Source organism: Chromobacterium amazonense, from assembly GCF_001855565.1.
GTDB lineage: Bacteria > Pseudomonadota > Gammaproteobacteria > Burkholderiales > Chromobacteriaceae > Chromobacterium > Chromobacterium amazonense.
In genome coordinates this window covers 107549-129490 of record NZ_MKCR01000033.1, presented here as the reverse complement: position 1 = coordinate 129490, position 21942 = coordinate 107549, and the positions used below count along the sequence as shown (strand labels likewise).

At 64.2% G+C, this 21942-nt stretch carries 21 protein-coding genes; 14 read left to right on the top strand and 7 right to left on the bottom strand.

Features of this window, described 5'->3' with window-relative positions; translation table 11 throughout:
* Positions 1-20: 20 nt before the first annotated feature.
* The 3 genes from BI343_RS17430 (at position 21) to BI343_RS17420 (ending at position 2985) form a co-directional block, all read left to right on the top strand.
* Positions 21-1034 carry a class I SAM-dependent rRNA methyltransferase gene (locus BI343_RS17430; protein ID WP_071110664.1) on the top strand — a complete coding sequence of 338 codons (1014 nt, stop codon included), beginning with the start codon at positions 21-23 and terminating at the stop codon, positions 1032-1034.
* Between the two features lie 231 nt (positions 1035-1265).
* Positions 1266-2612, top strand: a complete 1347-nt coding sequence (locus BI343_RS17425; protein ID WP_244886688.1) for an SGNH/GDSL hydrolase family protein — start codon at positions 1266-1268, stop codon at positions 2610-2612.
* A gap of 181 nt (positions 2613-2793) precedes the next feature.
* On the top strand, positions 2794-2985 hold the full coding sequence (locus BI343_RS17420; protein WP_043625699.1) for a Lar family restriction alleviation protein: 192 nt from the start codon (positions 2794-2796) through the stop codon (positions 2983-2985).
* A 55-nt stretch (positions 2986-3040) separates the two neighbouring features.
* Here the strand turns inward: BI343_RS17420 and BI343_RS17415 are convergent, their stop codons facing one another.
* Positions 3041-3832 (bottom strand): inositol monophosphatase family protein, encoded by a 792-nt coding sequence (locus BI343_RS17415; protein WP_043625702.1) that lies wholly within the window; start codon positions 3830-3832, stop codon positions 3041-3043.
* A 102-nt stretch (positions 3833-3934) separates the two neighbouring features.
* On the opposite strand from BI343_RS17415, the gene BI343_RS17410 reads away from it, so the two are divergent.
* Complete coding sequence (locus BI343_RS17410; RefSeq protein ID WP_071110663.1) at positions 3935-4660, top strand: 16S rRNA (uracil(1498)-N(3))-methyltransferase; 726 nt, start codon at positions 3935-3937, stop codon at positions 4658-4660.
* Positions 4661-4770: 110 nt separating this feature from the next.
* Here the strand turns inward: BI343_RS17410 and BI343_RS17405 are convergent, their stop codons facing one another.
* On the bottom strand, positions 4771-6015 hold the full coding sequence (locus BI343_RS17405; RefSeq protein WP_339375047.1) for an HD-GYP domain-containing protein: 1245 nt from the start codon (positions 6013-6015) through the stop codon (positions 4771-4773).
* 454 nt (positions 6016-6469) lie between these two features.
* On the opposite strand from BI343_RS17405, the gene pyrB reads away from it, so the two are divergent.
* From pyrB to BI343_RS17390, 3 genes are all read left to right on the top strand, one after another.
* A complete protein-coding gene (gene pyrB, locus BI343_RS17400; RefSeq protein WP_043625707.1) occupies positions 6470-7390 on the top strand; it encodes an aspartate carbamoyltransferase in 921 nt (306 codons plus the stop codon).
* Positions 7391-7415: 25 nt separating this feature from the next.
* The gene (gene pyrI / locus BI343_RS17395) at positions 7416-7874 is read left to right on the top strand and encodes an aspartate carbamoyltransferase regulatory subunit (protein ID WP_043625709.1); all 459 of its coding nucleotides are present in this window, start codon (positions 7416-7418) and stop codon (positions 7872-7874) included.
* Positions 7875-8100: 226 nt separating this feature from the next.
* Positions 8101-9348: a chloride channel protein gene (locus tag BI343_RS17390; RefSeq protein WP_169829040.1), complete on the top strand. Its 1248-nt coding sequence runs from the start codon at positions 8101-8103 to the stop codon at positions 9346-9348.
* Here the strand turns inward: BI343_RS17390 and BI343_RS17385 are convergent.
* Together BI343_RS17385 and BI343_RS17380 are read right to left on the bottom strand one after the other, a co-directional pair.
* Positions 9305-9832: a GNAT family N-acetyltransferase gene (locus BI343_RS17385; protein ID WP_043625712.1), complete on the bottom strand. Its 528-nt coding sequence runs from the start codon at positions 9830-9832 to the stop codon at positions 9305-9307. The genes BI343_RS17390 and BI343_RS17385 overlap by 44 nt on opposite strands.
* Before the next feature lie 64 nt (positions 9833-9896).
* The gene (locus BI343_RS17380; RefSeq protein WP_043625715.1) at positions 9897-10769 is read right to left on the bottom strand and encodes an NYN domain-containing protein; all 873 of its coding nucleotides are present in this window, start codon (positions 10767-10769) and stop codon (positions 9897-9899) included.
* A gap of 411 nt (positions 10770-11180) precedes the next feature.
* On the opposite strand from BI343_RS17380, the gene BI343_RS17375 reads away from it, so the two are divergent.
* Positions 11181-11396 carry a hypothetical protein gene (locus BI343_RS17375; protein WP_043625718.1) on the top strand — a complete coding sequence of 72 codons (216 nt, stop codon included), beginning with the start codon at positions 11181-11183 and terminating at the stop codon, positions 11394-11396.
* Here BI343_RS17375 and BI343_RS17370 read toward each other — a convergent pair whose 3' ends face one another.
* The 3 genes from BI343_RS17370 to BI343_RS17360 all read right to left on the bottom strand — a co-directional run bounded on the left by BI343_RS17370 (position 11397) and on the right by BI343_RS17360 (position 13594).
* Positions 11397-11939 carry a DUF2059 domain-containing protein gene (locus BI343_RS17370; protein ID WP_071110661.1) on the bottom strand — a complete coding sequence of 181 codons (543 nt, stop codon included), beginning with the start codon at positions 11937-11939 and terminating at the stop codon, positions 11397-11399.
* A gap of 81 nt (positions 11940-12020) precedes the next feature.
* A complete protein-coding gene (locus tag BI343_RS17365) occupies positions 12021-12965 on the bottom strand; it encodes a substrate-binding domain-containing protein (protein WP_071110660.1) in 945 nt (314 codons plus the stop codon).
* A 32-nt stretch (positions 12966-12997) separates the two neighbouring features.
* Positions 12998-13594, bottom strand: a complete 597-nt coding sequence (locus BI343_RS17360; protein ID WP_071110659.1) for an alpha/beta hydrolase — start codon at positions 13592-13594, stop codon at positions 12998-13000.
* Positions 13595-14320: 726 nt separating this feature from the next.
* Here BI343_RS17360 and BI343_RS17355 point away from each other — a divergent pair.
* From BI343_RS17355 to BI343_RS17330, 6 genes are all read left to right on the top strand, one after another.
* Complete coding sequence (locus tag BI343_RS17355) at positions 14321-14959, top strand: acyl-homoserine-lactone synthase (protein ID WP_169829039.1); 639 nt, start codon at positions 14321-14323, stop codon at positions 14957-14959.
* Between the two features lie 60 nt (positions 14960-15019).
* Positions 15020-16348, top strand: coding sequence for a 3-dehydroquinate synthase II domain-containing protein (locus BI343_RS17350; RefSeq protein WP_083341048.1), 1329 nt, complete (start codon positions 15020-15022; stop codon positions 16346-16348).
* 63 nt (positions 16349-16411) lie between these two features.
* Positions 16412-17503: an SDR family oxidoreductase gene (locus tag BI343_RS17345; protein ID WP_071110658.1), complete on the top strand. Its 1092-nt coding sequence runs from the start codon at positions 16412-16414 to the stop codon at positions 17501-17503.
* An 11-nt stretch (positions 17504-17514) separates the two neighbouring features.
* Entirely contained in the window at positions 17515-18927 is a 1413-nt protein-coding gene (locus tag BI343_RS17340; RefSeq protein ID WP_139165778.1) for a hypothetical protein, read from the top strand.
* An 18-nt stretch (positions 18928-18945) separates the two neighbouring features.
* On the top strand, positions 18946-20715 hold the full coding sequence (locus BI343_RS17335; protein ID WP_071110656.1) for a class I adenylate-forming enzyme family protein: 1770 nt from the start codon (positions 18946-18948) through the stop codon (positions 20713-20715).
* Positions 20676-21920, top strand: a complete 1245-nt coding sequence (locus BI343_RS17330; RefSeq protein ID WP_071110655.1) for a hypothetical protein — start codon at positions 20676-20678, stop codon at positions 21918-21920. The genes BI343_RS17335 and BI343_RS17330 overlap by 40 nt, the downstream gene beginning before the upstream one ends.
* Positions 21921-21942: the final 22 nt, after the last annotated feature.

The following is a 21942-nucleotide window of genomic DNA, read 5'->3' as shown; positions in this document are numbered from 1 at the left end:
AACCGTAATCGAAAGCCCCCATGTCCAGCCTGACCGAACTCCTCAGCCGCGCCGCCGCGGCTCGCGCCGAACTCGTAGCGCGCCTCGCCGCCGAAGACACCAACTGCTACCGCTTGTTCCACGGCAGCGTCGAAGGCGTGCCCGGCCTCACCATAGACCGCTACGGCGATCAGATCCTGGCGCAGAGCTTCCACCGCTCGCTGGAAGAGGCGGAGCTGGCGGAAATTCGCGCCTACTACCGCGAGACGCTGCCCGAGCTGACGCTGGTGTACAACGACCGCAGCGAGGCCAATTCCCGCGTCCGCAACGCCTTGTCGCTGGCCGAACAGGCGGTGGCGGAACAGGACGTCACCATCCGCGAAAACGGCGTGGCCTTCCATTACCAGGCCCGCCACAAGGGGCAGGACCCCTGGCTGTTCCTCGACCTGCGCGCCGCGCGTCGCCGCGTGATGCAGCTGGCAGACGGCAAGAGCGTGCTGAACTTGTTTTCGTACACCTGCGGCGTGGGCGTGGCGGCAGCCAAGGCCGGCGCCAGCTTCGTGTTGAACGTCGATTTTTCCGAATCCAGCCTCAGCGTGGGCCGCGCCAACGCCAAGCTGAATCTGTTGGCCACCCGCCCGCGCTGCCTGCATAGCGACGTCTTCGCCGCCGTGCGCCAGCTGTCCGGCATCGGCCAGCCGGACCGCGTGCGCGGCAAGCGCATGCCGGCCTTCCCCAAGCTGGAGCCGCGCCAGTTCGATCTGGTCTTCCTCGACCCGCCGCGCTACTCCAAGAGCCCGTTTGGCGTGGTGGACCTGGTGAACGACTACCAGGCCCTGTTCAAGCCGGCTTTGCTGGCCACGGCGCCCGGCGGCATGCTGATCTGTTGCAATAATGTTGCAGAAGTCGACGGCGATGCCTGGCTGGAGTCGCTGAAGCGCAGCGCCGCCAAGGCCGGCCGCGAAGTGCGCGCCGCGGAGTGGGTCGCCCCCGATGCCGACTTCCCCAGCACTGACGGCAAACACCCGCTGAAGATCGTGTTGCTGAGTGTTTGAGCGCCGTTCTCATCCCTCAAAACCGCTGCCCAGGCAGCGGTTTTTTCTTGTCTGGAGCGGGCGCCGCAGCAGCAATTTCCGGTAAAACTTTAAAATTAAAGGTTTATTTTAAATGTAAACGCCTGTTATCCTATTGTTGCGCGTGGTTTACGTAGAGCGCGGAATCCTTGCCGCGACCGATTGGCAAACCTGACCACCGCTGACAATAAGATCAAGGTATCGGGTGAATACATGAAACGACTTTTCGCATCAAGCTTGCTGGCCGGCCTGCTGGCCGCCGGCCAGGCGCAGGCGCAGGCGCCGCAACCGCCTAACGATGAACTGGACGGCGTGCTTTCCGCCGGCAAGCCGCTGTCCGAGGCCGAAGCGGCCGCCGCCGCCAGCCAGGCCAAACCGCAACAGGGCAGCATGACCTACACCTATCTGCGTTGCTATTACCGGCTCAGCCCGGCGTCCAACCAGCCGCAAACCCGCTATGTCTGGGCGACCGACCCCTCCAGCGGCGACTACTACCGCGTCAACGGCTACTGGTGGTCTGGCAGCATCGTGGCGCTGAAGAATATGTTCTACAGCGAGGTCAGCCAGGACGCGCTGCGCGCGGCGTGCCAGAACACGCTGGCCAAGCAGGGCATCAATCGCCCGCTGGCGCTGGTGGCCGCGGCCAACAACGCCATGTCGTACAACCACACCATTTGGACGCTGGATAGCGCGGCGCAGGGTTCGGCCATCAACAAGCTGATCGTGTTCGGCGACAGCCTGTCCGATACCCAGAACATGTACGGCGCGTCGCAGTGGAAGCTGCCCACCGCCCAGAGCTGGTATATCGGCCGCTTCAGCAATGGCCGCGTGTGGGTCGAGCATCTGGCCGAGCAGCTGGGGCTGCCGATCTACAACTGGGCGATAGGCGGCGCGGCGGCGGACAAGCACCTGGTGGTGCCGGGACTGCTGCAGGAAGTGGATTCCTGGACGCAATACATGCAAAAGGCGCCGGGCTATCGTGCGGAGAACACGCTGTTCACCATGCTGATCGGTGGCAACGACCTGCTGAACTACGGCCGCAGCGTTGACCAGGTGATCGCCGACCAGGGCAAGGCGCTGGAAAAGATCATCTCCGCCGGCGGCCGCAACATCGTGGTGTTGAACCTGCCCGATTTGTCGCGCACGCCGTCCGGCAGCAGCGGCGGCAAGGCCGCGCAACTGGCGCAGCAGGTGAAGGACTACAACGCCAAGCTGGCGGCGCTGGTGGCGAACCTGCAGCAGAAACATGGCGCCGGCCTCAAACTCAGGCTGTTCGACGCTTACGGCATGTTCAACGACCTGTTGGCCAATCCGGCCAAGTACCAGGTCAGCAACACCACCCACTCCTGCCTGAACGTGGCCGCCAATGCCAGCCTGCCCTATATTTCGGCGCAGACGCCGCGGCCGGAGTGCGGCAACGCCGACGCCTATGTGTTCTGGGACAATCTGCACCCGACCACGCACACCCACCTGCTGCTGGGCGGCTTCGTCGCCGATTTCGTGCGGCAGCAGGGCTACGCGCTGCCGGTCCAGGCCAAGGCGATGGCGCGTCGGCGTTGACCGTTTGCATCGCTAGAAGCGAAAAGCCGCATGCCTTGCCGGGCTGCGGCTTTTTATCATCTTGGTTCGCCATGTTTTGCATCCATGCGCTTGCTGATGGCGGGCGTCTGTCGCTAAGCTTGGTTCGATGATGCAAACGCACCGGTCTACCGGGTCCGGTCTGTATTGAGAAAGCGACACCATGAGCGAAACCGCCCCCCTGACGCCCCAACCCTGCCCCAAATGCGGCGCTCGCGCCGAGCTGGTGAAGGCCGGTTCGCGCCGGTTGTGGGTGCAGTGCAGCCGCTATCCGGAAAAGGGCAATTGCCCGGCCATCGGCGCTCAGGCCGACAACAAGAAGGAGGCGATCCTGAACTGGAATCGGCTGAAGTAAGCCTGCTGCCGGATTCGCCGATTCGGCCGCGCGGCGCCCAGCCCGCGCCTGGGGCTTACTGGTTGGCCCGCACCCAGCGGTGCCACTGCGAGAACAGCTCAGGCGTGATGGCGGCCACCACCGAACGCTTCCAGATCACGTCGCTCCAGTAGTCGTCGGTGTTCAGGCTGGCCAGGCGGGCGCCGGCCTCCTCGGCGATGACGGCCCCGGCGGCGTAGTCCCACAGCCGCTGGCCGCCATGCAGATACAGGTCGTAGCGGCCGGCCGCCAGAAAACACCAGTCCAGCGTGCTGGAGCCCATATTGCGCTGGCTGCCGCACGGCGCCACGCTGCCGATGCGCGCCGCCAGCTTGCCGGAGCGCAGATACTTGACTTCGACGCTGGCGATGGCGTCGCCGATGCAGTTGTTGATGGTCTTCAGCGGCAGGCGATGGCCGTTCAGCCAGGCGCCGAGGCCGCGGCGGGCGTAGAACATCTCGTCCGACACCGGGTTGTAGATTACGCCCAGCTCGCTCTTGCCGGCCACCATCAGGCCGACCGAGATGGCGAAATACGGCAGGCCGTTGACGAAGTTGGTGGTGCCGTCTATCGGGTCCACCACCCACAGACCGTCGCGGTTGGCCTCCCACAGCGCATCCTGTTCCTCGCGCTCCATCTCCTCGCCCAGCACCGGATGCGGCAGAATGGCCGGCAGGCCGCCTTGCAGCGCCTGCTGGCAGGCCAGGTCGGCCTCGGTGAACAGGGTGCCGTCGTCCTTGCGGCTTTTGCCCACGTGCAAAAAGCGCGGCATCACTTCGCGCGCCGCCACTTCGCGCACCAGTCGCATCACCTGTTCTAGCACCTGCATCCTGTCTCTCCTGCAAAAATGCGTCGTCGCGGCGCAAAAGCGGTTTGCCGAATGAAGCAAACCTAGCAAAATACCGGTATCAACAGCGACTTTCAATATCCGATGCCAAGGTTTTATCTGGACGCCGACCTCGCGGTTGGCCAGCAACTGTCCCTGCCCGATGCTGTGGTGCGTCATATTCAAGTATTGCGGCTGAATGCCGGCGACGCCATCACCTTGTTCAACGGCCGTGGCGGCGAGTATCACGCCGTGCTCGGGGCGGTGATGAAGCGCGACGCGCAGTGCGTGATCGAGCGCTTCGACGACGTTTCACGTGAAACCCCGCTGTGGCTGGGCCTGGCCCAGGGCATTTCCGGAGGCGACAAGATGGAGTTCACGTTGCAGAAAGGCGTGGAAATGGGCGTGGCGGTGTTCCAGCCCATTGCCGCCGGCCGCTCCGTGGTCAAGCTCAGCGGCGAGCGCGCCGACAAACGGGTGGCGCGTTGGCAGGAGATCGTGATTTCCGCTTGCGAGCAAAGCGGCCGCAACACCGTGCCGCAGGTGCTGCCTATTCTGACGCTGAACGAGTGGCTGGCAGAGCGCCAGGAAGCCGACATCCGGCTGATCCTGTCGCCGCGCGGCGACAAGAGCCTGGCGCAATTGGCCGAGCGGCCGGCGCGCAGCTGGCTGATGGTGGGACCGGAAGGCGGTTTCTCCGCGCCGGAGGAGGATGCGGCCCTGGCCGCTGGCTGGACGCCGCTGAAGCTGGGGCCGCGCATCCTGCGCACCGAAACCGCGGCGCTTGCCGCCGTCGGCGCCATGCAGGCGGTGTGGGGGGACTACCGGTAGGGCGGAAGCCCCAAGGGGGCGTTCCGCCAAGTCTTTGTGCATGCAAGTCGTTTGGCGCTAGCGTGATCGACGGCGGGATGGCGGATCGCCCCGCGAGCGGGGCATCCGCCCTACAGGAAGCGCAGCGGGTCGATGTGCCACTTCTCCGGAGACTCGTGCTTGACGATCTTGTCGCCGCCGCCCGCGCCCAGGCGGCGCGACAGGTCCACGATTTCCGGCTTGATGTGGGTGTTGCTCTTGATGCTGAAAAACACTTTTACCTTGGGGCAGATCAGATTGTGGTCGTTCTGCTCCACTACCACGCCCAACCTGCCGCTTTCCAGCCGCACCAGGGTGCCGATGGGATAGATGCCGATGGCGCGCATGAAGGCCTGCACCAGTTCCGGGTTGAAGTGGAACTTCGACCACTCGTAGATCTTGCGCAGCGCGTCGGTCGGCGACATGCCCTGGTGGTAGCAGCGGTCCGAGGTCAGCGCGTCGTAAACGTCGACGATGGCGGCCATCTGCCCCAGCTGGGAAATCTTGTCGCCTTTGAGGCCAGCCGGATAGCCGCTGCCATCATGGCGTTCGTGGTGCTGGCCGGCCACCTGGATGGCGATTTCCGGAATGCCCGGCGTGGCATGCAGTATTTTCTGGCTTTCCACCACGTGGCACTTCATCACCTTGAATTCCTGCTCGCTCAGCTTGCCCGGCTTGTTCAGGATGTCGTCCGGCACCTTCATCTTGCCGATATCGTGCAGCATGCCGCCGATGCCGGCGTGATGGATGGCCTCGCGGCTCATGCCCAGCGCATTGCAAAAGCTGACCATCAGCGCGCCGACGCTGACCGAGTGCTGGAAGGTGTAATTGTCCTTGTCCTTGATCCGGCATAGCGACAGCAGGGCGCCGTTGTTGCGCAGAATGGATTCGGTCAGCCTTTCCACTTGCGGCTCCACCTGCTCCAGCTGCACCTGCTTTCCCAGCCGCACATCCTGCAGGATGTTGCGCACGATCAGGTTGGCCTCGTTGTGGACCAGCTGGGCGCGGCCGAACTCCTCGGCCGCCTCGACTTTGCGCGTCACGGTGCTGGGGCGGCTGGCGATTTCGATCAGCTCGCTTTCCAGCTTCCGCCGCACCTCGTGCTCGGTAGGCGCGGACGGCAGATCGAGGCCCTTGCTGGTATCGATGTAAACCTCGTGGATGCCGGAATCGATGATCTTTTCGATTTCCGATTCCTTGCGCACCAGGAAGCGGTTGACCAGGAAGGGATGGGACATCCAGTCGCTGTTCAGATCGTGGATGTACATGCCGATCTTGATGTCTTTGACGTCTATGCGCTTGATCATGTCGCGTATCGGAGGATGCGGGTTGTCCATGCGCCGTGGAGGGCGCTTTCTACAAGCATCAGCCCCGCGGGGAGGATTTGCAAGGACGCAGCTTGATCTGTTGCAAATCGACCAGGTTTGAAAGCCGGGCAACAAAAATTCCGATGCGACCCGCGGCGCCGCCTTGCCTCAGCCTCCTCGGCGGCGATTTTTGCCAGCCCCAGGCAAGATCGAGAGAGAATGCAGAAGAAAATTCGCATGCTGCGGCAGGCATTAGCCTTGCCGACATAGTGGGAAATGGGATATATTCCGACAATTTTGTTCGGAACGCAGGCATGAAACAGGCAGCAAGACAGCGAAGCGGCATCAGCGACACCCGCCTGGGTGGCGCGGCGGCGCTGTTGTTTCCCGCCATCGTTCCCGACGTTCCCGTATTCCGCAAAAAAAGCCCCTGAATCCAGGGGCTTTTTTTTCGTCCGCAACCGCCAACATGAGGAAAGCGATCATGGCCAATCCACTGTACCGCAAGCACATCATCTCCATACCCGACTTCAGCCGCGAGGAACTGGAACTGGTGGTGGAGACCGCCAGTCGCTTGAAGCAGAACCCGCGCAGCGATCTGCTGCAGGACAAGCTGGTGGCCAGCTGCTTCTTCGAACCGTCCACCCGCACCCGGCTGTCGTTTGAAACCGCGGTGCAGCGCCTGGGCGGCAACATCATCGGCTTTGCCGACGGCGGCAATACCAGCGCCAAGAAGGGCGAAACGCTGGCCGACTCGATCAAGATCATCAGCTCCTACACCGACGCGGTGGTGATGCGCCACCCCAAGGAAGGCGCGGCGCGGCTGGCCAGCGAGTTTTCGGCGGTGCCGGTGATCAACGGCGGCGACGGCTCCAACCAGCACCCGACGCAAACCCTGCTCGACTTGTTCTCCATCCGCGAGACCCAAGGCCGGCTGGATGGCCTGACCGTGGCCTTCGCGGGCGATCTGAAATACGGCCGCACCGTGCACTCGCTGGCGCAGGCGCTGTCGCTGTTCGGCGCGCGCTTCTATTTTGTGGCGCCGGAGGTGCTGGCGATGCCGGACTACATCTGCGAGGAGCTGGACGAGAAGGGCATTCAGTACACGGTGGCGGAGAGCCTGGAAGACGTGATCCCGGAAGTGGACGTGTTGTACATGACCCGCGTGCAGCGCGAGCGTTTCGACGAGGCCGAGTTCAAGAAAATCCAGGGCCAGTACGCGCTGCGCGCCGAAATGCTCAAGTCCGCGCGTCCCGGCATGAAGGTGCTGCACCCGCTGCCGCGGGTGGACGAGATCGCGGTGGACGTCGACGCGACCCCGCACGCTTACTACTTCGAACAGGCCAAGAACGGCGTCTACGCGCGCCAGGCGCTGCTGTCGCTGGTGCTGAACGAAACCGTGTAATCAGGCAAGAAAAGAGGACAAGATCATGCAATATACCCGCACCGTAGAAGCGCTGAAGCAAGGCACCGTGATCGATCACATTCCGGCTGGCGAAGGCGTCAAGATCCTGCGCCTGTTCAAGCTGGCCGAGAGCGGCGAGCGCGTCACCGTGGGCCTGAACCTGGTAAGCCGCCACATGGGCAGCAAGGACCTGATCAAGGTGGAGAACGTGGCGTTGACCGAGGAGCAGGCCAATGAGCTGGCGCTGTTCGCGCCCCAGGCTACCGTCAACGTGATTGAAAACTTCGAAGTTGTCAAAAAGCATAAATTGACGTTGCCGGAGGCAGTGGAGGGCATTTTTTCCTGCCCTAACTCCAACTGCATATCTCACAACGAGCCGGTGACCAGTTTCTTCTACGTGAAAACCGTCGCTCACGACACAAAAATGAAATGCAAGTATTGCGAAAAAGTGTTCAGTAGGGATATTGTTGCAGAAGTGCGCTGAGTCGTACAAAGGACGAGAATAGAGAAAATCAAGAACAAGCACTGCACTGACAGTCGCTGTAAAAAAAGAGAAGCGCCGCAGGCAACTGCGGCGCTTTTCGTTTTCCGGGCGGCGGCGCTCTGCTAGGCTTGACGCCAGTCGTCTCCACCGAGTTTCCGTTCGCATGCGTTTGTCGCCCAAACTGCGCCGTCTTGTTCTAATCCCCTTGTTAGCGGCCGCGTGCGGCGTGCTGGGCGCTGTGCTGGTGCTGTGCTTCCAGGGCGCGCTGCACGCGCTGGCGTATCTGCAGGGCGGGCACGCCAGCGGTCTGGTGGAGATCGCGAGCCGGCTGGCGCCGTGGCAACGGGCGCTGGCGCCGGTCTTGGGCGGATTGCTGGCCGGCGTGGTATTGGAGCAGGGCCGGCGTCTGTTGCGCGGCGCGGCCGCCGGCGACTACCTGGAGGCGGTGCGTGTAGGGGATGGCCGCCTGAGCCTGCGCCGCACCCTGGTCAACAGCCTGTCCTCGCTATGCACCGTCGCCAGCGGCGGCTCCATCGGCCGCGAAGGGGCGATGGTGGCGCTGTCGGCGCAAGGCGGCTCCTTGTTGACCCGGCTATTGCCGATGAGTTTGCCGCAACGGCGGCGTCTGGTGGCTTGCGGCATCGCCGCCGGCTGGGCCGCCGCCTATCATGCGCCGGTGTCGGCGATGGTTTTCGTCTGCGAGGTGGTGTGGCGCCGGCTGGATGCGCGTTCGCTGCCGGCCTTGGCCTTGGCGGCGCTGACCGCCAGCTTGACGGTTAGTCACCTGTTTGGCTTGTCTCCCTTGTATCACCCCCCGCCGTTGCCGGCGCCCGGCGCGCTGGCGCTGGCCGGCTATTGCCTGCTGGCCTTGATGTTGGGCGCTTGCGCCCCGCTGTTTCTGCTGCTGATGGAGCTGGGCCGGCGCGCTTTCGCCCGCTTGTCCTGGCGGCTGCCGCTGCGGATGGCGCAGGGAGGCGCGGCGGTGGGCTGCCTTGCCTGGTTCTGGCCGCAGATGTGGGGCAACGGCTACAGCACGGTATCGTGGCTGCTGGGCCATCAGCCGGCCTGGCAGCTGGTGTTGACGCTGCTGCTGTGCAAGCTGGTGGCGACGGCGGCGACCAGCGGTTCCGGCGCGGTGGGCGGCATCTTTACGCCTATGCTGTTCGCCGGCGCGGCGTGCGGCGCGCTGGCCGGCCAGCTGTTGAATCTGGCTTTGCCCGGCTGTTTGCCCGGTGGCGGAGCGGTGCTGGTGGGGATGGCGGCGTTCTTGGCGGCGACGGCTCAGGCGCCGTTGTTGGCGGTGGCGATGCTGATGGAGCTGACCGGCGCCTGGAGCATGTTGTTGCCGGTGGCGCTGGTCGCGCTGCTGGCTGCGCGCATCGGCCGCTTGCTGGGCGGCCGCGCGCTCTATCACGATGAGACTGAGGGGGTCAGGCGTCGGCTGCCGGGCCGTTGGTGGGGTCGCCGTCGATGAAGCGCTGCAGATAGACCAAGTCCAGCCAGCGTCCGAACTTGAAACCGACTTGCGGCAGACGGCCCACCTGGACGAAGCCCAGCTTCTCATGGAAGCGGATGGAGCCCTCGTTTTCGGCGTCCACCGCGCCCAGCATCGTGTGCTTGCCCAGTGCCTGGGCGCGCGGGAACAGCGCCTGCACCAAGGCGGTGCCTATGCCCTTGCCGCGGGCCTGCTCGGTCAGGTGCACGCTGTGCTCCACGGTGAAGCGGTAGCCGGGGCGGGTGCGGAAATCGCCGAAGCTGGAGAAACCCAGCACGCGGCCATCGTCTTCCTCGGCCAGCAGCACCGGGTAGCCGGCGGCGGTGCGATCCTGGAACCACAGCGCGAATTCGCCCGGCGTCAACGGGTCGTCGTTGTAGACGGCGGTGGTGGTGGCGATCACTTCGTTGTAGATGTCGAGTATCGCGGCCAGGTCTTCCAAGTTGGCTTCACGAATCTGCATGATCTGTCCTTGCGTGAGGTCGTAGGGGCCTTGAATCAAGGCTTGTGCAATTAACGTGCCAGTTTCAGCCGGCAGACGGAGTTTTCTTGCGCGGGCTGCGTTTCTTGCGGGCAGGAGCGGCCGGGGCATCCTCAGCTTCGGCCGCTGGCGCCACTGGCGCGTCCGCGCTGGCCGGCTCGCCGTCATGGCGCAAGCGGATTTCGCTATGCAGCTTGGAGCCATTGCGGCTCTCCTGCACCGTCAGGAAATCCAGTTTCTTCACCATCTGCGACAAGCGGCCATGTCCCCAATTGCGCGGATCGAAAGAGGGGTCGTTTTTGGCTAGGTAGGAGCCGACGGCCGATAGTTCGGCCCAACCGCTGTCGCGCGACACGGCTTCGATCGCCGAAGTGAACATGTCTTGCAGCGGGTGGCGCTCCTTCGCCGGCGCCGGTTTGGCGCGCGCGCGGCTGGCGCGGGTCTTCGGGGCGACGGGTTCCGCCTTTGCCTTGGCCGGTTGGGCCGGGCGCAGCACTTCGGTGAACACGAATTTATCGCAGGCAGCGATGAAGGGGCGGGGCGTCTTGGCCTGCTCTCCCAGGCCGATCACGGTCAGCCCGGCTTCGCGCAGCCGGGTGGCCAGGCGGGTGAAGTCGCTGTCAGACGATACCAGGCAGAAGCCATCGAAATTGCCGGTGTAGAGCAGGTCCATGGCGTCGATGATCAGCGCCGAGTCGGTGGAGTTCTTGCCCTTGGTGTAGGCAAACTGCTGGATGGGCGAGATGGCGTACTGGTGCAGCACGTCCTTCCAGCCCTTCAGTTGCGTCGTGGTCCAGTCGCCATAGGCGCGCTTGACGACGGCGGTGCCGTATTTGGCCACTTCGGCCAACAGCTCCGCGATCAGCGACGACTGGGCGTTGTCGGCGTCTATCAGTACCGCCAATTTGCGGTTTTCCATTGATGCTTTCGGGTAGGGCGACACTACATGCTAAGCCGGGCTTTTCGCATCTGTCAAAAAGGCTGCGCTGCGCTAGAGGGCAGTGCCTAGGGGCTGTTGACGTTTGGGGAGCGGTCGCGCAGGGATGCATTTTGCGCCGAATCGAGGCGTTTCGCGCGCCGCATAGTCATTCTCTGCCAGCGCGGAACAACGAAGAGTCGGCGCGAAAGGCGCCCGGCCCTGCGGGTTTGGCCGCTTTGGGCCGGAAGCCGCGTTGCCCAGCCCTTGCATAGAATGACTATGCGTCGGACTGTGCGCCTTGCTTCCGGCACAAATCGGCGCAAACGCGATCCACTCACCAAACGTCAACAGCCCCTAGGCTGGCATGCCTCTTGCGTTGATGGCTGCGACAGGGCAAATCAGGAGGGCGCGATGATGGCGACGGCGGCGAGCAGGACCAGCGATATGGTGGTGTTCAACTATCGTCGCCCGGTGCGGGCGCGGCGGGTAGAACTACAGGGCGGCAGCCGGCTATGGCTGGTGGAGATGCTGGACGCGCGCGGCCAGGTGTGGGTCTGGCAGGACGAGTGGGCCGGCGCCGACGCCGCGCTGGAGCGCGCGCGCCGGCTTAGCCTGATGCTGGAGTGATTACTTCTTGGCGATGGTCTTGCCGTAGGCCTCGGCCGCGGCCTGCATCTTAGGCAGCAGGGTTTTTTCGGCGGTCTTCAACGTTTCGCCGGCGATGCCGTTGATGATCTGCGGCTGCTGCTTCATGAACTTCTGACCGGCCGCGCTCTTGTAGAAGGCGTTGATCTGTTTCAACTCGTCGGCGCTGAACTGGGCGCTGAAGTTCTTGACCACGGTTTGTTCAAACTGGGTCTTGACCGATGCCGAGCCAAAGTAGTCGGCGGCCAGCTTGTGGATGTTGTCGCCGTAGCCTTTCAGGCCGGTCTGAACTTTCTTCTGCTGCGCCTCACTCAGCTGGATCTTGTTCTTGACGAAGTACTCCTGCAGCAGCGGCACGGCGCTGGCGGAAGTGCGCTGCGCCAGATCCGGCAGCATATTGTCTAGATTCAGCGTGGCGGCCAGTTCCTTGGCACCGGCTTCCTGGGCGGCGTCAGCATGGGCCAACAGCGGCATGGACAGCAGCACGGCGACGAGGCCGGCCTTCAGCGGGCGGGAAGCAAACATGGCAAATCCTTTGATCTGGTGAAAGATATCGGATCGGCAGTGTGACACCGCCAGGCGGGAAGGTCAAAGCGGAACTGGCGATCAACGGCTGCCGGCGGATGGCAGCGGGCTTTGCCAGCCGCGGTAGGCGGCGAGATTGTCGCGGGTCACCAGGGTGACCGGCACCAACACCATGCGCGCGGTTTGTTGTCCTTGCCGCAGGCGCTGTCCCAGCAATACCGCCTCGCGGCCTATCAGATACGGCGATTGGCTGGCCGAGGCGATGATGGGCCCGGGCAGGCGCAAAGCCCGCTCGATGTCCGGCGAGCCATCCACCGAGGCGATTCTGACGCGGCCGGACTCCTGCGGCGGCAGCGCCTTGGCGCAACCCAGCGCCTGGCGGTCATTGGTGGCGAACACCGCGTCTATGGCGGCGAAGCGCGCCAGATCGCTTTGCAGCGCGCGCTGGCCGCCCAGGCTGGAGCTTTGGCCGTTGACGCCGTTCAGCACGCGGATGCCTGGAAAGGCCGCCAGCGCGGCGCGGCAGCCGGCGATGCGGTCGCTGACCGAACTCACCGGCGACCCGCCTTGGATCAGCAGCGCGCCCTTGCCTCGCAGTTGCTGCGCCAGGTGGCGGCAGCTGATTTCGCCGGCCTGGCGGTTGTCCGACTTTACCGTGCCGTCGGCGCCCGGCGCATCCACATCCACCGCCACCACCACGATGCCGGCGGCGCGCGCCGCCCGCACTTGCGGCGCGATGGCGCGGCTGTCCACCGCGCCGAGCAGGATCAGGTCCGGTTTCTGCTCGATCAGTTGCCGCATTTGCTCGCGCTGCCGCGGCAGGTTGAAGTTGGCGGACAGCGAGGTGACCTGCACCGATGGATTGAGACGGTGCGCGGCCTGGATCGCCCCGCGCGTCAGCGCTTGGTAGAACGGATTATCCAGCGCGCCCACCGTGATGCCTATCCGTTGCGGCCCGATGGCTTGAGCGGGCGGGCAGGCGAGGAAAAGCGGCAGGCTGGCCAAAATGACTGTGGCGAGGCGCATGGCGGCGGACCGCGGGACAAAGATGCTTCAGTCTAGACCAAAGCCGCGTGCGCCGAGTCGGCTTGGGATTGCAGGCGATGGCCGGCGCGCGTCGCCAGCCGCAACAGCAAGGGCCAGCCTTCTTCCCATTGGCGGTGGCCGGAGTCGATATTGATATGGCCGGCGTGCTGCAGCCAGGTGATCGGCGCTTGCCAGTAACCGGCCATGCGCGCGGCGCGCGCCGATTTGCAGAACGGGTCATTGCTGCTGGCGACGATCTGCGCCGGGAAGGGCAGCGGCTGGCGCGGCACCGGGGCGAAATTCATCAGCTCGGCAGGGGCGAAGGCGCGCTCCACGTCGGCCGGCGCCACCAGCAGCGCGCCGGCGATGCGGTTCGGGTGCCGGGCCGCGTAGTGGGCGACGGTGACGCAACCCAGGCTGTGGGCGATGACCAGCGGCGGTTTGCGGCAGCGCGCCAGCGCGGCATCCAGTCCGTCCAGCCAGTCTTCGAGTAGCGGGCGTTCCCAGTCGGCGTTGTCCACCCGGCGCGCGCCCAGGTGCCGCTGCCAATGGCTTTGCCAGTGCTCGGCGCCGGAGTTGCGCCAGCCGGGCTGGATGATCAGATCAAATGCTTGCAGCGGGGGGAGCATGGCAGGCCTTCGCGTGAGTCGATGATTGGACTGTAGCGCGCGGCGATATGCAATAAAAATAATAATGAATTGATTTGTTATTCTTTTGTGGAATAAATTGCCTGTTCAGCCGCCGCAATTCCTCCCTTTCCAAAAAATCATGGCGGCAAACCGCCAACCAAAGAAAGCCGCCATCGACAATAGTGTCGGCAACCATGCCAAGAACAGCAGAATCGATCCAAGTAGGGTAGATCAAGCATCTGAACAATCCGATCGAGCCAGGTTGCCGGGCGCTCAAACGCCCAGTCCGCCCAGTATTGGATTTCAAGAATGACGGCACTGCCGGCGGCATTCCCATTGGCCTCAAGATGGCCGGCGCCATTCCTAAAGAAGCCAACTCGGAAGAAAGACGGCAGGTTTGACGCCCGTCAAGCAGAGCTATGGGGCGGCCGCTTGAACCGGCTGGTCGCCCGGTCCTCTGCACGCCACTTGAGGCTTACTGCGGCATAACTTTTCGTCTTGCCATAGCCGCCGCGCCACTCGCCTCAGACCAACCTAACAGTTCTGCTAGCTTACGCCCGCCCCTGCCAGTCACTACGATGCAACCCAGGTCTGATAGCCCGGCTTGTGGTTCGAGTCGATCCGCAAGTTCATGAAAGAAAACATGAATTTTTTATGAACTAGGTCAGCGCCTGTGGCGTGAAATCCGGCGTGGCCCGTCCCGCAATGTGGAAGGCGATGTGTCGAATGAATGGCTCAGCTTTGAATGTGCAGATTGTCCGGCGCGAACTGCTGCCGATGGCCGACTTTGAAAACATGCTGCGACTGCGCGCCCGCTTTTTTTACGACCGCATGGGGTGGGATGTGCGTGTGGAAAACGGGATGGAGCGAGACGGCTACGACGAGATCAATCCCCATTATCTGTTGATGAAAAGCCACGATGGTGGCATGCAGGGCTGTATGCGGCTGCTGCCAACGCTGGGGCCGAACATGCTGCGCGATGTGTTCCCGTCGCTGCTGGCTGGCCGGGCGGTGCCGGCTGACGCGCAGGTCTGGGAAATCTCCCGTTTCGCGCTGAACCTGGATGGCTCCTGCCGTCACCACGGGCAGCGGCTGAAGCATATTCGTTCCGCACTGCATCAACTGGCCTGTTTTTCCCGGGAACACGAGATCCACCGCTTTGTGATGGTCACCACTCCGACGGTGCAGCGCTTGCTCGCCCAGCTCGATATCCGAGCCCAGGCGCTGTCGGCACCGACCCGCTTCGGTGTGGCCGAGGCGTTGGTGTTGTCGGTGCCGCTGACTGCGGCCAACCGCCGCGCGGTGGCTCCGCCTGTGTTGTCGATGCCACCGGCGCCGCCTGTCCTCATCCGGGCCTGGCAGTGAAGCTGGCCTTGTTTGTCTCATTTTCTCGCAACCGCTGTTGCTAAATCACCTGGAACCATCATGGATCAAACTCTGAGCAAACGTCCGTCCGCGAGCGCGGAAAAAACTGCAGCGGCCGATAAGGCCACAGCATTCGACAAGCCGACGGAGCCACGCCATCCCACAACGCCGCGCGAGCCGGTACCGCCTAGCAACGCCGCGCTGTCTCCGTTCACCACCGGGACGCGCAGCCACAACAATGTGCTGTGGTACGACTCCAAGGTGCTAGCGGCGCTGAGCGAAGAGGGCTGCCGTGCCATCGTCCAGCGTCTGGGCCAAGGCCGTTACAACGGTATCGTACTCTACGCCGACAATCTGAAAACGCTGAGCCAGGCAGTGTCGCCGCGCTTGCAGCGCGTGCTGCACATCGAATCGGCCGAGCAGTGGGCCGAGTTATCGGCATTGATCGCGCCTACCGCCGGCAAGGAGCGAATCCAAGTCTCGGTGATTTCCAGCAGCCAGCCTTCACTGCTGGCTGCCGCCCGCGCCGCCGGCTTCCGCACTAGCTGGCGCGCCCACGTCGACAATGCGGCATCGCTGCATGCCTCCTTCCACGACGGCATGCACTATGACTTCCTAATGGTGTCGTTCAAGGATCCCACCAATATTCCGCTGGAACTGGTGATCGCCGAACTGCACAAGACCAACACGGTGCTGCTCAAGGAAGTGAACCAGGATGTGGACGACGCCGTGATCGCGTTGGGCGTGCTGGAGCTGGGTAGCGACGGCGTGCTGGTGGCATTTACCAATATGGAGCAGTTCGACCGCTTCGCCCACAAGCTGGACGCGCAGGCCACGCCGCGGATCGATATCCAGGTCGGCGTCATCGATCGCATTACCCACTTGGGTCTGGGCTACCGCGCCTGCATCGACACCACCCATATGTTCAACCCGGACGAAGGCATCTTGGTGGGATCCACCTCCACCGGCGGCATCCTGTGCTGCCCCGAAGTCTTCCACCTGCCCTATATGGAACTGCGGCCATTCCGCATCAACGCCGCTTCGGTGCACAGCTATGTGTTCCAGGCGAATGACCGCACCAGCTATATCAGCGAGCTGCGCGCCGGCAGCACGCTGACCACCGTGAACGCCCGCGGCGAAACCCGCCAGATTTTCGTTGGCCGCACCAAGACCGAAATCCGCCCGCTGCTGTTGATCGAGGCAACCTTTCCGCAAAACCGCAAGGTCAACATCATCATGCAGGACGACTGGCACGTGCGCGTTTTCTCGGACGAGGCCAAGCCGCGCAACGTCACCGAGCTGAAGCCGGGCGATCGCGTGCTGGGCTTCGGCACCGAGCCGGGCCGCCACGTGGGCGTGAAGGTGGACGAACACATCATCGAACTCTGACCCGCCGCGGAAGCGCCCCGGCCGGGGCGCTTCGACGGCTCATCGCGCAATGAGGAGCATCAAGTGCATCAGATTCTGATTACCGGCGTCACTGGCTTTGTCGGCAGCGCCCTGGCGGCAAACTTCCTGGCGCGCGGCGCCCGCGTGCTGGCTGTATCGCGCAATGATCCCGACGGCATGCGCACCATCAACGCGGTCGTGGCCGCGGCGCAAGGCTTCGGACTCGATATCCGCGGAGCGCTGGCGAACCACCTGGATGTCGTCAACGTGGACTTTGCCCATCTGGAAGACACTTTGGATGACGCCAGGCTGGCAGGCGTCACCGAGGCATGGCATGTGGCGGCGGAAATGAGCTACTCCTCCCGCAAGCTGTCGCAATCCTTTGCCACCAACGTCGGCAACACCAGCCGGCTGTACGAAACGCTGAACCGCAAGGCTCCCGCCTGCCGCCGTTTCTATTACGTCTCCACCGCTTATGTGGCGGGCATGGAAGGCGGTATCGTCAAGGAAGAGCTGCACGCCCGCAGCCACCTTATCAATACCTACCAGACCACTAAGTGGAGCGCCGAGCATTCATTGCATCTGCTGTTTCACCGCCACGGCCTGCCGGTCACCTTGTTCCGTCCCAGCATTGTAGTCGGCCACAGCCGCACCGGCTGGGCGCTGCGCAATGGCTTCGGTTTTTACATGTTCCCCTGCGCGATGGTGGCCGCAGCCCAGGCCGGCCTCAAGGAATTGGCGGTTGATCTGGTGGCAGACAGCCATCTCGACTGCATAGGCATCGACCAGCTGGCTGCAGACGCCTGCACGCTGACGCTGCGTCAGCAGCAAGGGCGCGACTTCGAAGTGTTCCATTGCGCCGGCGGCAACGGCCCGCGTCTGGAGGAACTGGTGCGCATGTGGGGCGAGGTGGCGGGTCTGCGCGCCGTGCTGGGCACGCCGGCTTCGGATTTGGAGCTGAAGTTCGACCGTGCCGTGGAGCCGAACCGTCCATTCGCGAACCAGACTTGGCAATTCGACCGCAGCCGGCTCGACGCCGCCACGGAACGCAGCGCGCCGCTGGCGCCGTTGTCGCTTGAGGCGTTGCGCAGGATGTGCGTTTGGTATGCCGACGACGCCGCAGCCGAACAGGCCGCGCTGGCGGAAGCGAACTGAGGAGGAGCGCCGTGATCTCTCAGACCGCCACGCAACCTGTCCGCGCGACTGTCGCGGAGGCACGGCGACTCGATGCCTTGTCGGAGCTGTTCGTCCACTTGGGCGAGCTGGCCAACGTCAACACCAACCAAATACTCGTCGTCGAAGGCTGCCTGGACGCGTCGCTGTTAGAACAGAGCGCGCGTCTTGCCATGTCGGGCATCCCGCTGTTGCGCGCGCAACCGCTCGCAGGCCGCGCCGAGCTGCGTACCGACGCCTTCGTTCAGCCGCACCGCCTAGTCGTGCATCGCGAGCACGAGGGTCCGTGCGATCTCGACGATGCCGCCTTGCGCCGCATGCTGATGGATTTCAGTTTCCACAACCGGCTCAACTGGCGCGAGCGTCCGCCCATTCAACTGCTGTTGGTCACCTCGACGGATCGCGGCAGCAGTTGCGTCTATTTGAGCACCCACCACGGCGTAGCCGACGCGCGCAGCGACAGCCTGCTGTTTCGGCGCATCATCGACCACTACGCCCATTTGAGCGGCGCGACGGCTATGCCGCCCGTCATGAAACCGCTGCCGTTCAATACCCTGCCCGAGATCCGGCCGGACTGGTACCGCCCGCTGGCGCGAACCATGCGCTGGCTGCGCGGCTTTTGCAGCGTGGCCGCCGACTTGGTGCACCGCGATGTCGGCTTGCGCGTGCCGTTAACCGGCTCGCGTTGGGAGGGCCATGCCGCGCAGCCGGATATCGGCGAGCTGGATTTCTTTCACAGCGTCATACCCGAGGCACTGTCCGCCCGGCTGGCGCGGGTGGCGCGAGCCAGCGGCGTCACTCTCAATACCTTGCTGTGCGCGGCGCTGGCGCGGCATCTCGAGCAAAGCGGCCGGCATGCTCGGGGCATGTTGAGAATTACCTGCGCCGTCAGCCTGCGCCGGCTGATAGACGAACATTACGACCAAAGCTTCCGCAATTATCTGGTGCCCAGCAAGATCCGCATCCGCCAGGGGCTCGCGGCGAGCGCGCTGGTCCAAGCCGTGCATCGGGCCATCGGCTCGGCGCGGGCCGATCGGCAAGTGAGCGACGAGCTGGGCCGGCTGGAAGCGTTGCTGCTGGCGCTGCGCATCCCGTCGCTGCACGGCCTTGCGCGCAAACTGCTCGAGTACTGCCAAGGCACGAACGCCTGCTACTCCAACCCCGGGCGCATCGAGGAGGATTTCTCTAGCTTCGGTTCGCCGCGGCACCCCACCCGGCAGTTCATCGGCTTTGGCTGCGTGGTGCCGCCGTACGACTTCATTCTCTATACCCCTACGGTCAATGGGCGGATGCAGTTGGACGTGGTCTACCGTCGCGCCGCATTCAGCGATATCAGCCAGCAATTCGCAGCGCCTCTGCTGAATCGACTGCGGCAATTGCTCGACGAACTCGAACCGAATCGCTAACCCCGGATGGATGCCGCCATGAGCTACTTCTTTGCCGCCCTCGCGTTCGCCGTACTGGGCTACCTTATCTTCGTTTTCGTCCATTTGGGGTTTCCCGTCCGGCTGACTCTCTTGGCCCGCTGGGACAACCGCATCGACACCGTGCTCGAAGCCGCCGCGCGGCGCCATGGCTGTCGCGAGTTGATCGAATTGGCCCGGCCAATGCGCTGGACCGATCGCCGGGTCTGGACCGCCGGCCAATTGCTCGACGCCGTCAATGCCTTGTCCGCATGCTGGCACAGCCTGGGCGTGGCGCGCGGAGACCGGGTGGCCATCTATAAAGCCAACGACTTCGACTATTTTCTGTTTTCTGTCGCCGCGATCCGTCTGGGCGCCATTGCTGTGCCGATGAACGCCAACTTAGCGCCCGAAACAGCCGGCTTGTATCTGTCCCGCGTCGGCGCCCGCCTATTGATTGCCGATTGCGCCAGTTGGGAGCGCGTGCGTTCGTATCTGCCGGCCTGCGTCCATCAAACCGTGCTGGCCGATGGCCTCCCGCCGACGGCAGCGGATCGCGTCCATGCGCTGTGCGAGCTGCTGCGGCAACCTCCGCACACCGCGCCAAGTGTGGTTCGCGGCCCGGAAGATCCGCTTTACATCGTCCATACCTCCGGTACAACCGGCATCCCCAAAGGCGTCATACTCAAGAGCGAGGGCATCTCCCAATCGTTACGCTCGACTCTGCTGTTCAACCTGATATCGCCGCGCGACTTGGCATGCTTTGCCTTGCCGATGAACCATCAGGTATCGCAGCTTTACCTGCATAACACCTTGCTTTTAGGGATGCGCTGCATCATCAATGGCGACCTGGACCCGCATGATCTGTTGCGGCAGCTGGAACAGCGGCATCCAACCATATTCTTCGGTTTCCCGATCACCTACACCCGGCTGATGATCGCCGGCGCAGCCAAGCGATCTCTGAGCAGCGTGCGCATCTGGGGTACCACCGCCGACGCCAGCCATGAAGTCCAGCAACGGACGTTTTTGCCGAAAGGTTCGTTTTTCCGGCGGTTGGGGCTGCCCTTCAGCGGCTCGCTGTTCATCGACGGCCTAGGCTCCAGCGAGGTGGGCATCGCCGCCTTGCTGCGCATCGCCACGCCATGGACCCGCCGTTTCGATCGCCGCGTTGGCCGCAAGACGCCGCTAGGGCCGCGGATCAAGGTCGCGGACAGCGAGGGGCGGCCGGTGGCCAAGGGCAGCCCCGGCCTGCTGATGATCAAGGGCAAGAGCATGTTCGGCGGCTACTGGAACGCGCACGACGTGCTGTACGCCTCTTCGCGCGATGGCTGGTGGTTCACCGGCGATGTGGTGCGCGAGGCCGCCGACGGGGAAATGATCCACCTGGACCGCGAGGTGGACGTGATCCAGGCCCCGGACGGCCCGGTGTACACCCTGCCGCTGGAAGAGGTGCTGCTCAAGCGCGACGGCGTGCTGGACGTGTCGGTGTTCGGCGTGCGGCCGGAACCGGACGCGCCGGAGCGGCCGGCGGCAGTGGTGGCCTTGTGCGAGGGCGCTGCGCCAGTGGCGGCGGACGTCCTGTTGCGGGAACTCAATCGTCAGCTAGAGCCAGCGCAGCAGTTGGCGCATCTGTGGATTCTGCCTTGGGAGGACTTCCCCATCGGCGCCACCGGCAAAACCTTGAAACGTCGTCTGCGCGAGCGCTACAACGCGCAATTGCAGGCTTCCACCACCACGACCGCGAGTCTTGCATGCGCAGCCGTTTCCATTGCCGAATTGCGGCCGTCCTGAGCGGCGCCTTGCTGGCGCTGAGCGCCGGCGCAAGCCAGGCCGGAGACGCCGCCGAGGAAACCGGCGGGCTGCGGTTTGAGCATGACGCGCTGCTGCAGCTGATCCATGAGAGCGGCCGGCTGTATCCGGCGCTGGGCGGCGGCGTCAGCCAGCGTAGCGACGCGGAGCTGAGGCTGGATCTGCGCCTGAAATGCGAAAGCGGCGCCTGCGACGGCAGCCGCGCGGTGTTGAAGCCCCGCTTTTGGCTGGGAGAGGAGTCCAAGCCGGACGCGTTGCCGTCACAGCGACCGGAGCCGCTGTTGGAAGGCTACGCCATCGCGCCTGTCGGCCGCGGGGAGATCGGCGCCGGCAAGCGCCTGATCGGCTGGGGGCCGTCGATGTTGTACAGCCCCACCAACCGGCTGTTCCCGGACAACGGCGCGGTGACGCCGCGGCGCGAAATCGCCGGCAAGCCGATGGCCTTCGCCAGCCTGCCGATATCCGAGCGCGGCCGGCTCAATCTGCTGGCGGCCAATCCCAATCTGGACCCGGTGCCGGGCGTTCGCGACGGCGACGGCCTGTTCATGCTGGCGCGCGGCGAATGGAATTGGGTCACCGAGCCATCGGCCACCTTGGGGGCGGTGGCGGCCGGCGGCGGCGGCTTCCAGCCCTATTTCGGGGGCTATGCGCAGTACGGTCTGGATGACGCCTGGACGCTGAGCGGCGAGTTCGCCGCTTCGCGCGGCTACGCGCGGCGCGACACCGCCGGACCGTGGCTGGCCCAGGACGACGAGCGCTGGCGCTGGGATGGCACGCTCGGCCTGCGCTATGGGTTGGCTTCCGGCGCCGAGATCGGCTTGGAGTTGATTTACAACGGCTATGCGATGACGCCGGAAGAGTGGGCCAATCCGCAGCTTGCCGCCGCGCCTTCCAGCGGCAGCAAGCCCTCGCATAACCGGCCGCTGCATCCGTTCGCGCAGCAGCGTTACGCGCTGCTGCAAACCACCTGGCCCAAGTTGTTCGGCGACCGGCGCTGGGGGGTTACCGCGCGCTGGCAACAGGGGCTGGACCGGCCCAGCTCCGACGCTTTTGTCGAGCTGTCCTTCAGTCCCGGCGACGCCGCCACCGTTTACTTGGGCGTGTCCCGCAGCCGGGTGGCGGACGATTTGAAGCAGACCAGGGCCTTGCCACGCAACGCCTACCTGGCGCTGGAAATTCATTTCTAACCTGATCAAGATTTTTTCGGAG

Bases quoted from the DNA above. Each gene is read 5' to 3' on its own strand.
- BI343_RS17405 (WP_339375047.1), bottom strand. From the start codon at position 6,015: ATGGACAACCCGCATCCTCCGATACGCGACATGATCAAGCGCATAGAC.
- BI343_RS17415 (WP_043625702.1), bottom strand. From the start codon at position 3,832: ATGCAGGTGCTAGAACAGGTGATGCGACTGGTGCGCGAAGTGGCGGCG.
- pyrI (WP_043625709.1), top strand. From the start codon at position 7,416: ATGCAATATACCCGCACCGTAGAAGCGCTGAAGCAAGGCACCGTGATC.
- BI343_RS17385 (WP_043625712.1), bottom strand. From the start codon at position 9,832: ATGCAGATTCGTGAAGCCAACTTGGAAGACCTGGCCGCGATACTCGAC.
- BI343_RS17425 (WP_244886688.1), top strand. From the start codon at position 1,266: ATGAAACGACTTTTCGCATCAAGCTTGCTGGCCGGCCTGCTGGCCGCC.
- pyrB (WP_043625707.1), top strand. From the start codon at position 6,470: ATGGCCAATCCACTGTACCGCAAGCACATCATCTCCATACCCGACTTC.
- BI343_RS17420 (WP_043625699.1), top strand. From the start codon at position 2,794: ATGAGCGAAACCGCCCCCCTGACGCCCCAACCCTGCCCCAAATGCGGC.
- BI343_RS17360 (WP_071110659.1), bottom strand. From the start codon at position 13,594: ATGCTCCCCCCGCTGCAAGCATTTGATCTGATCATCCAGCCCGGCTGG.
- BI343_RS17430 (WP_071110664.1), top strand. From the start codon at position 21: ATGTCCAGCCTGACCGAACTCCTCAGCCGCGCCGCCGCGGCTCGCGCC.
- BI343_RS17410 (WP_071110663.1), top strand. From the start codon at position 3,935: ATGCCAAGGTTTTATCTGGACGCCGACCTCGCGGTTGGCCAGCAACTG.
- BI343_RS17355 (WP_169829039.1), top strand. From the start codon at position 14,321: ATGAATGGCTCAGCTTTGAATGTGCAGATTGTCCGGCGCGAACTGCTG.
- BI343_RS17380 (WP_043625715.1), bottom strand. From the start codon at position 10,769: ATGGAAAACCGCAAATTGGCGGTACTGATAGACGCCGACAACGCCCAG.
- BI343_RS17330 (WP_071110655.1), top strand. From the start codon at position 20,676: ATGCGCAGCCGTTTCCATTGCCGAATTGCGGCCGTCCTGAGCGGCGCC.
- BI343_RS17370 (WP_071110661.1), bottom strand. From the start codon at position 11,939: ATGTTTGCTTCCCGCCCGCTGAAGGCCGGCCTCGTCGCCGTGCTGCTG.
- BI343_RS17335 (WP_071110656.1), top strand. From the start codon at position 18,946: ATGAGCTACTTCTTTGCCGCCCTCGCGTTCGCCGTACTGGGCTACCTT.
- BI343_RS17375 (WP_043625718.1), top strand. From the start codon at position 11,181: ATGATGGCGACGGCGGCGAGCAGGACCAGCGATATGGTGGTGTTCAAC.
- BI343_RS17350 (WP_083341048.1), top strand. From the start codon at position 15,020: ATGGATCAAACTCTGAGCAAACGTCCGTCCGCGAGCGCGGAAAAAACT.
- BI343_RS17365 (WP_071110660.1), bottom strand. From the start codon at position 12,965: ATGCGCCTCGCCACAGTCATTTTGGCCAGCCTGCCGCTTTTCCTCGCC.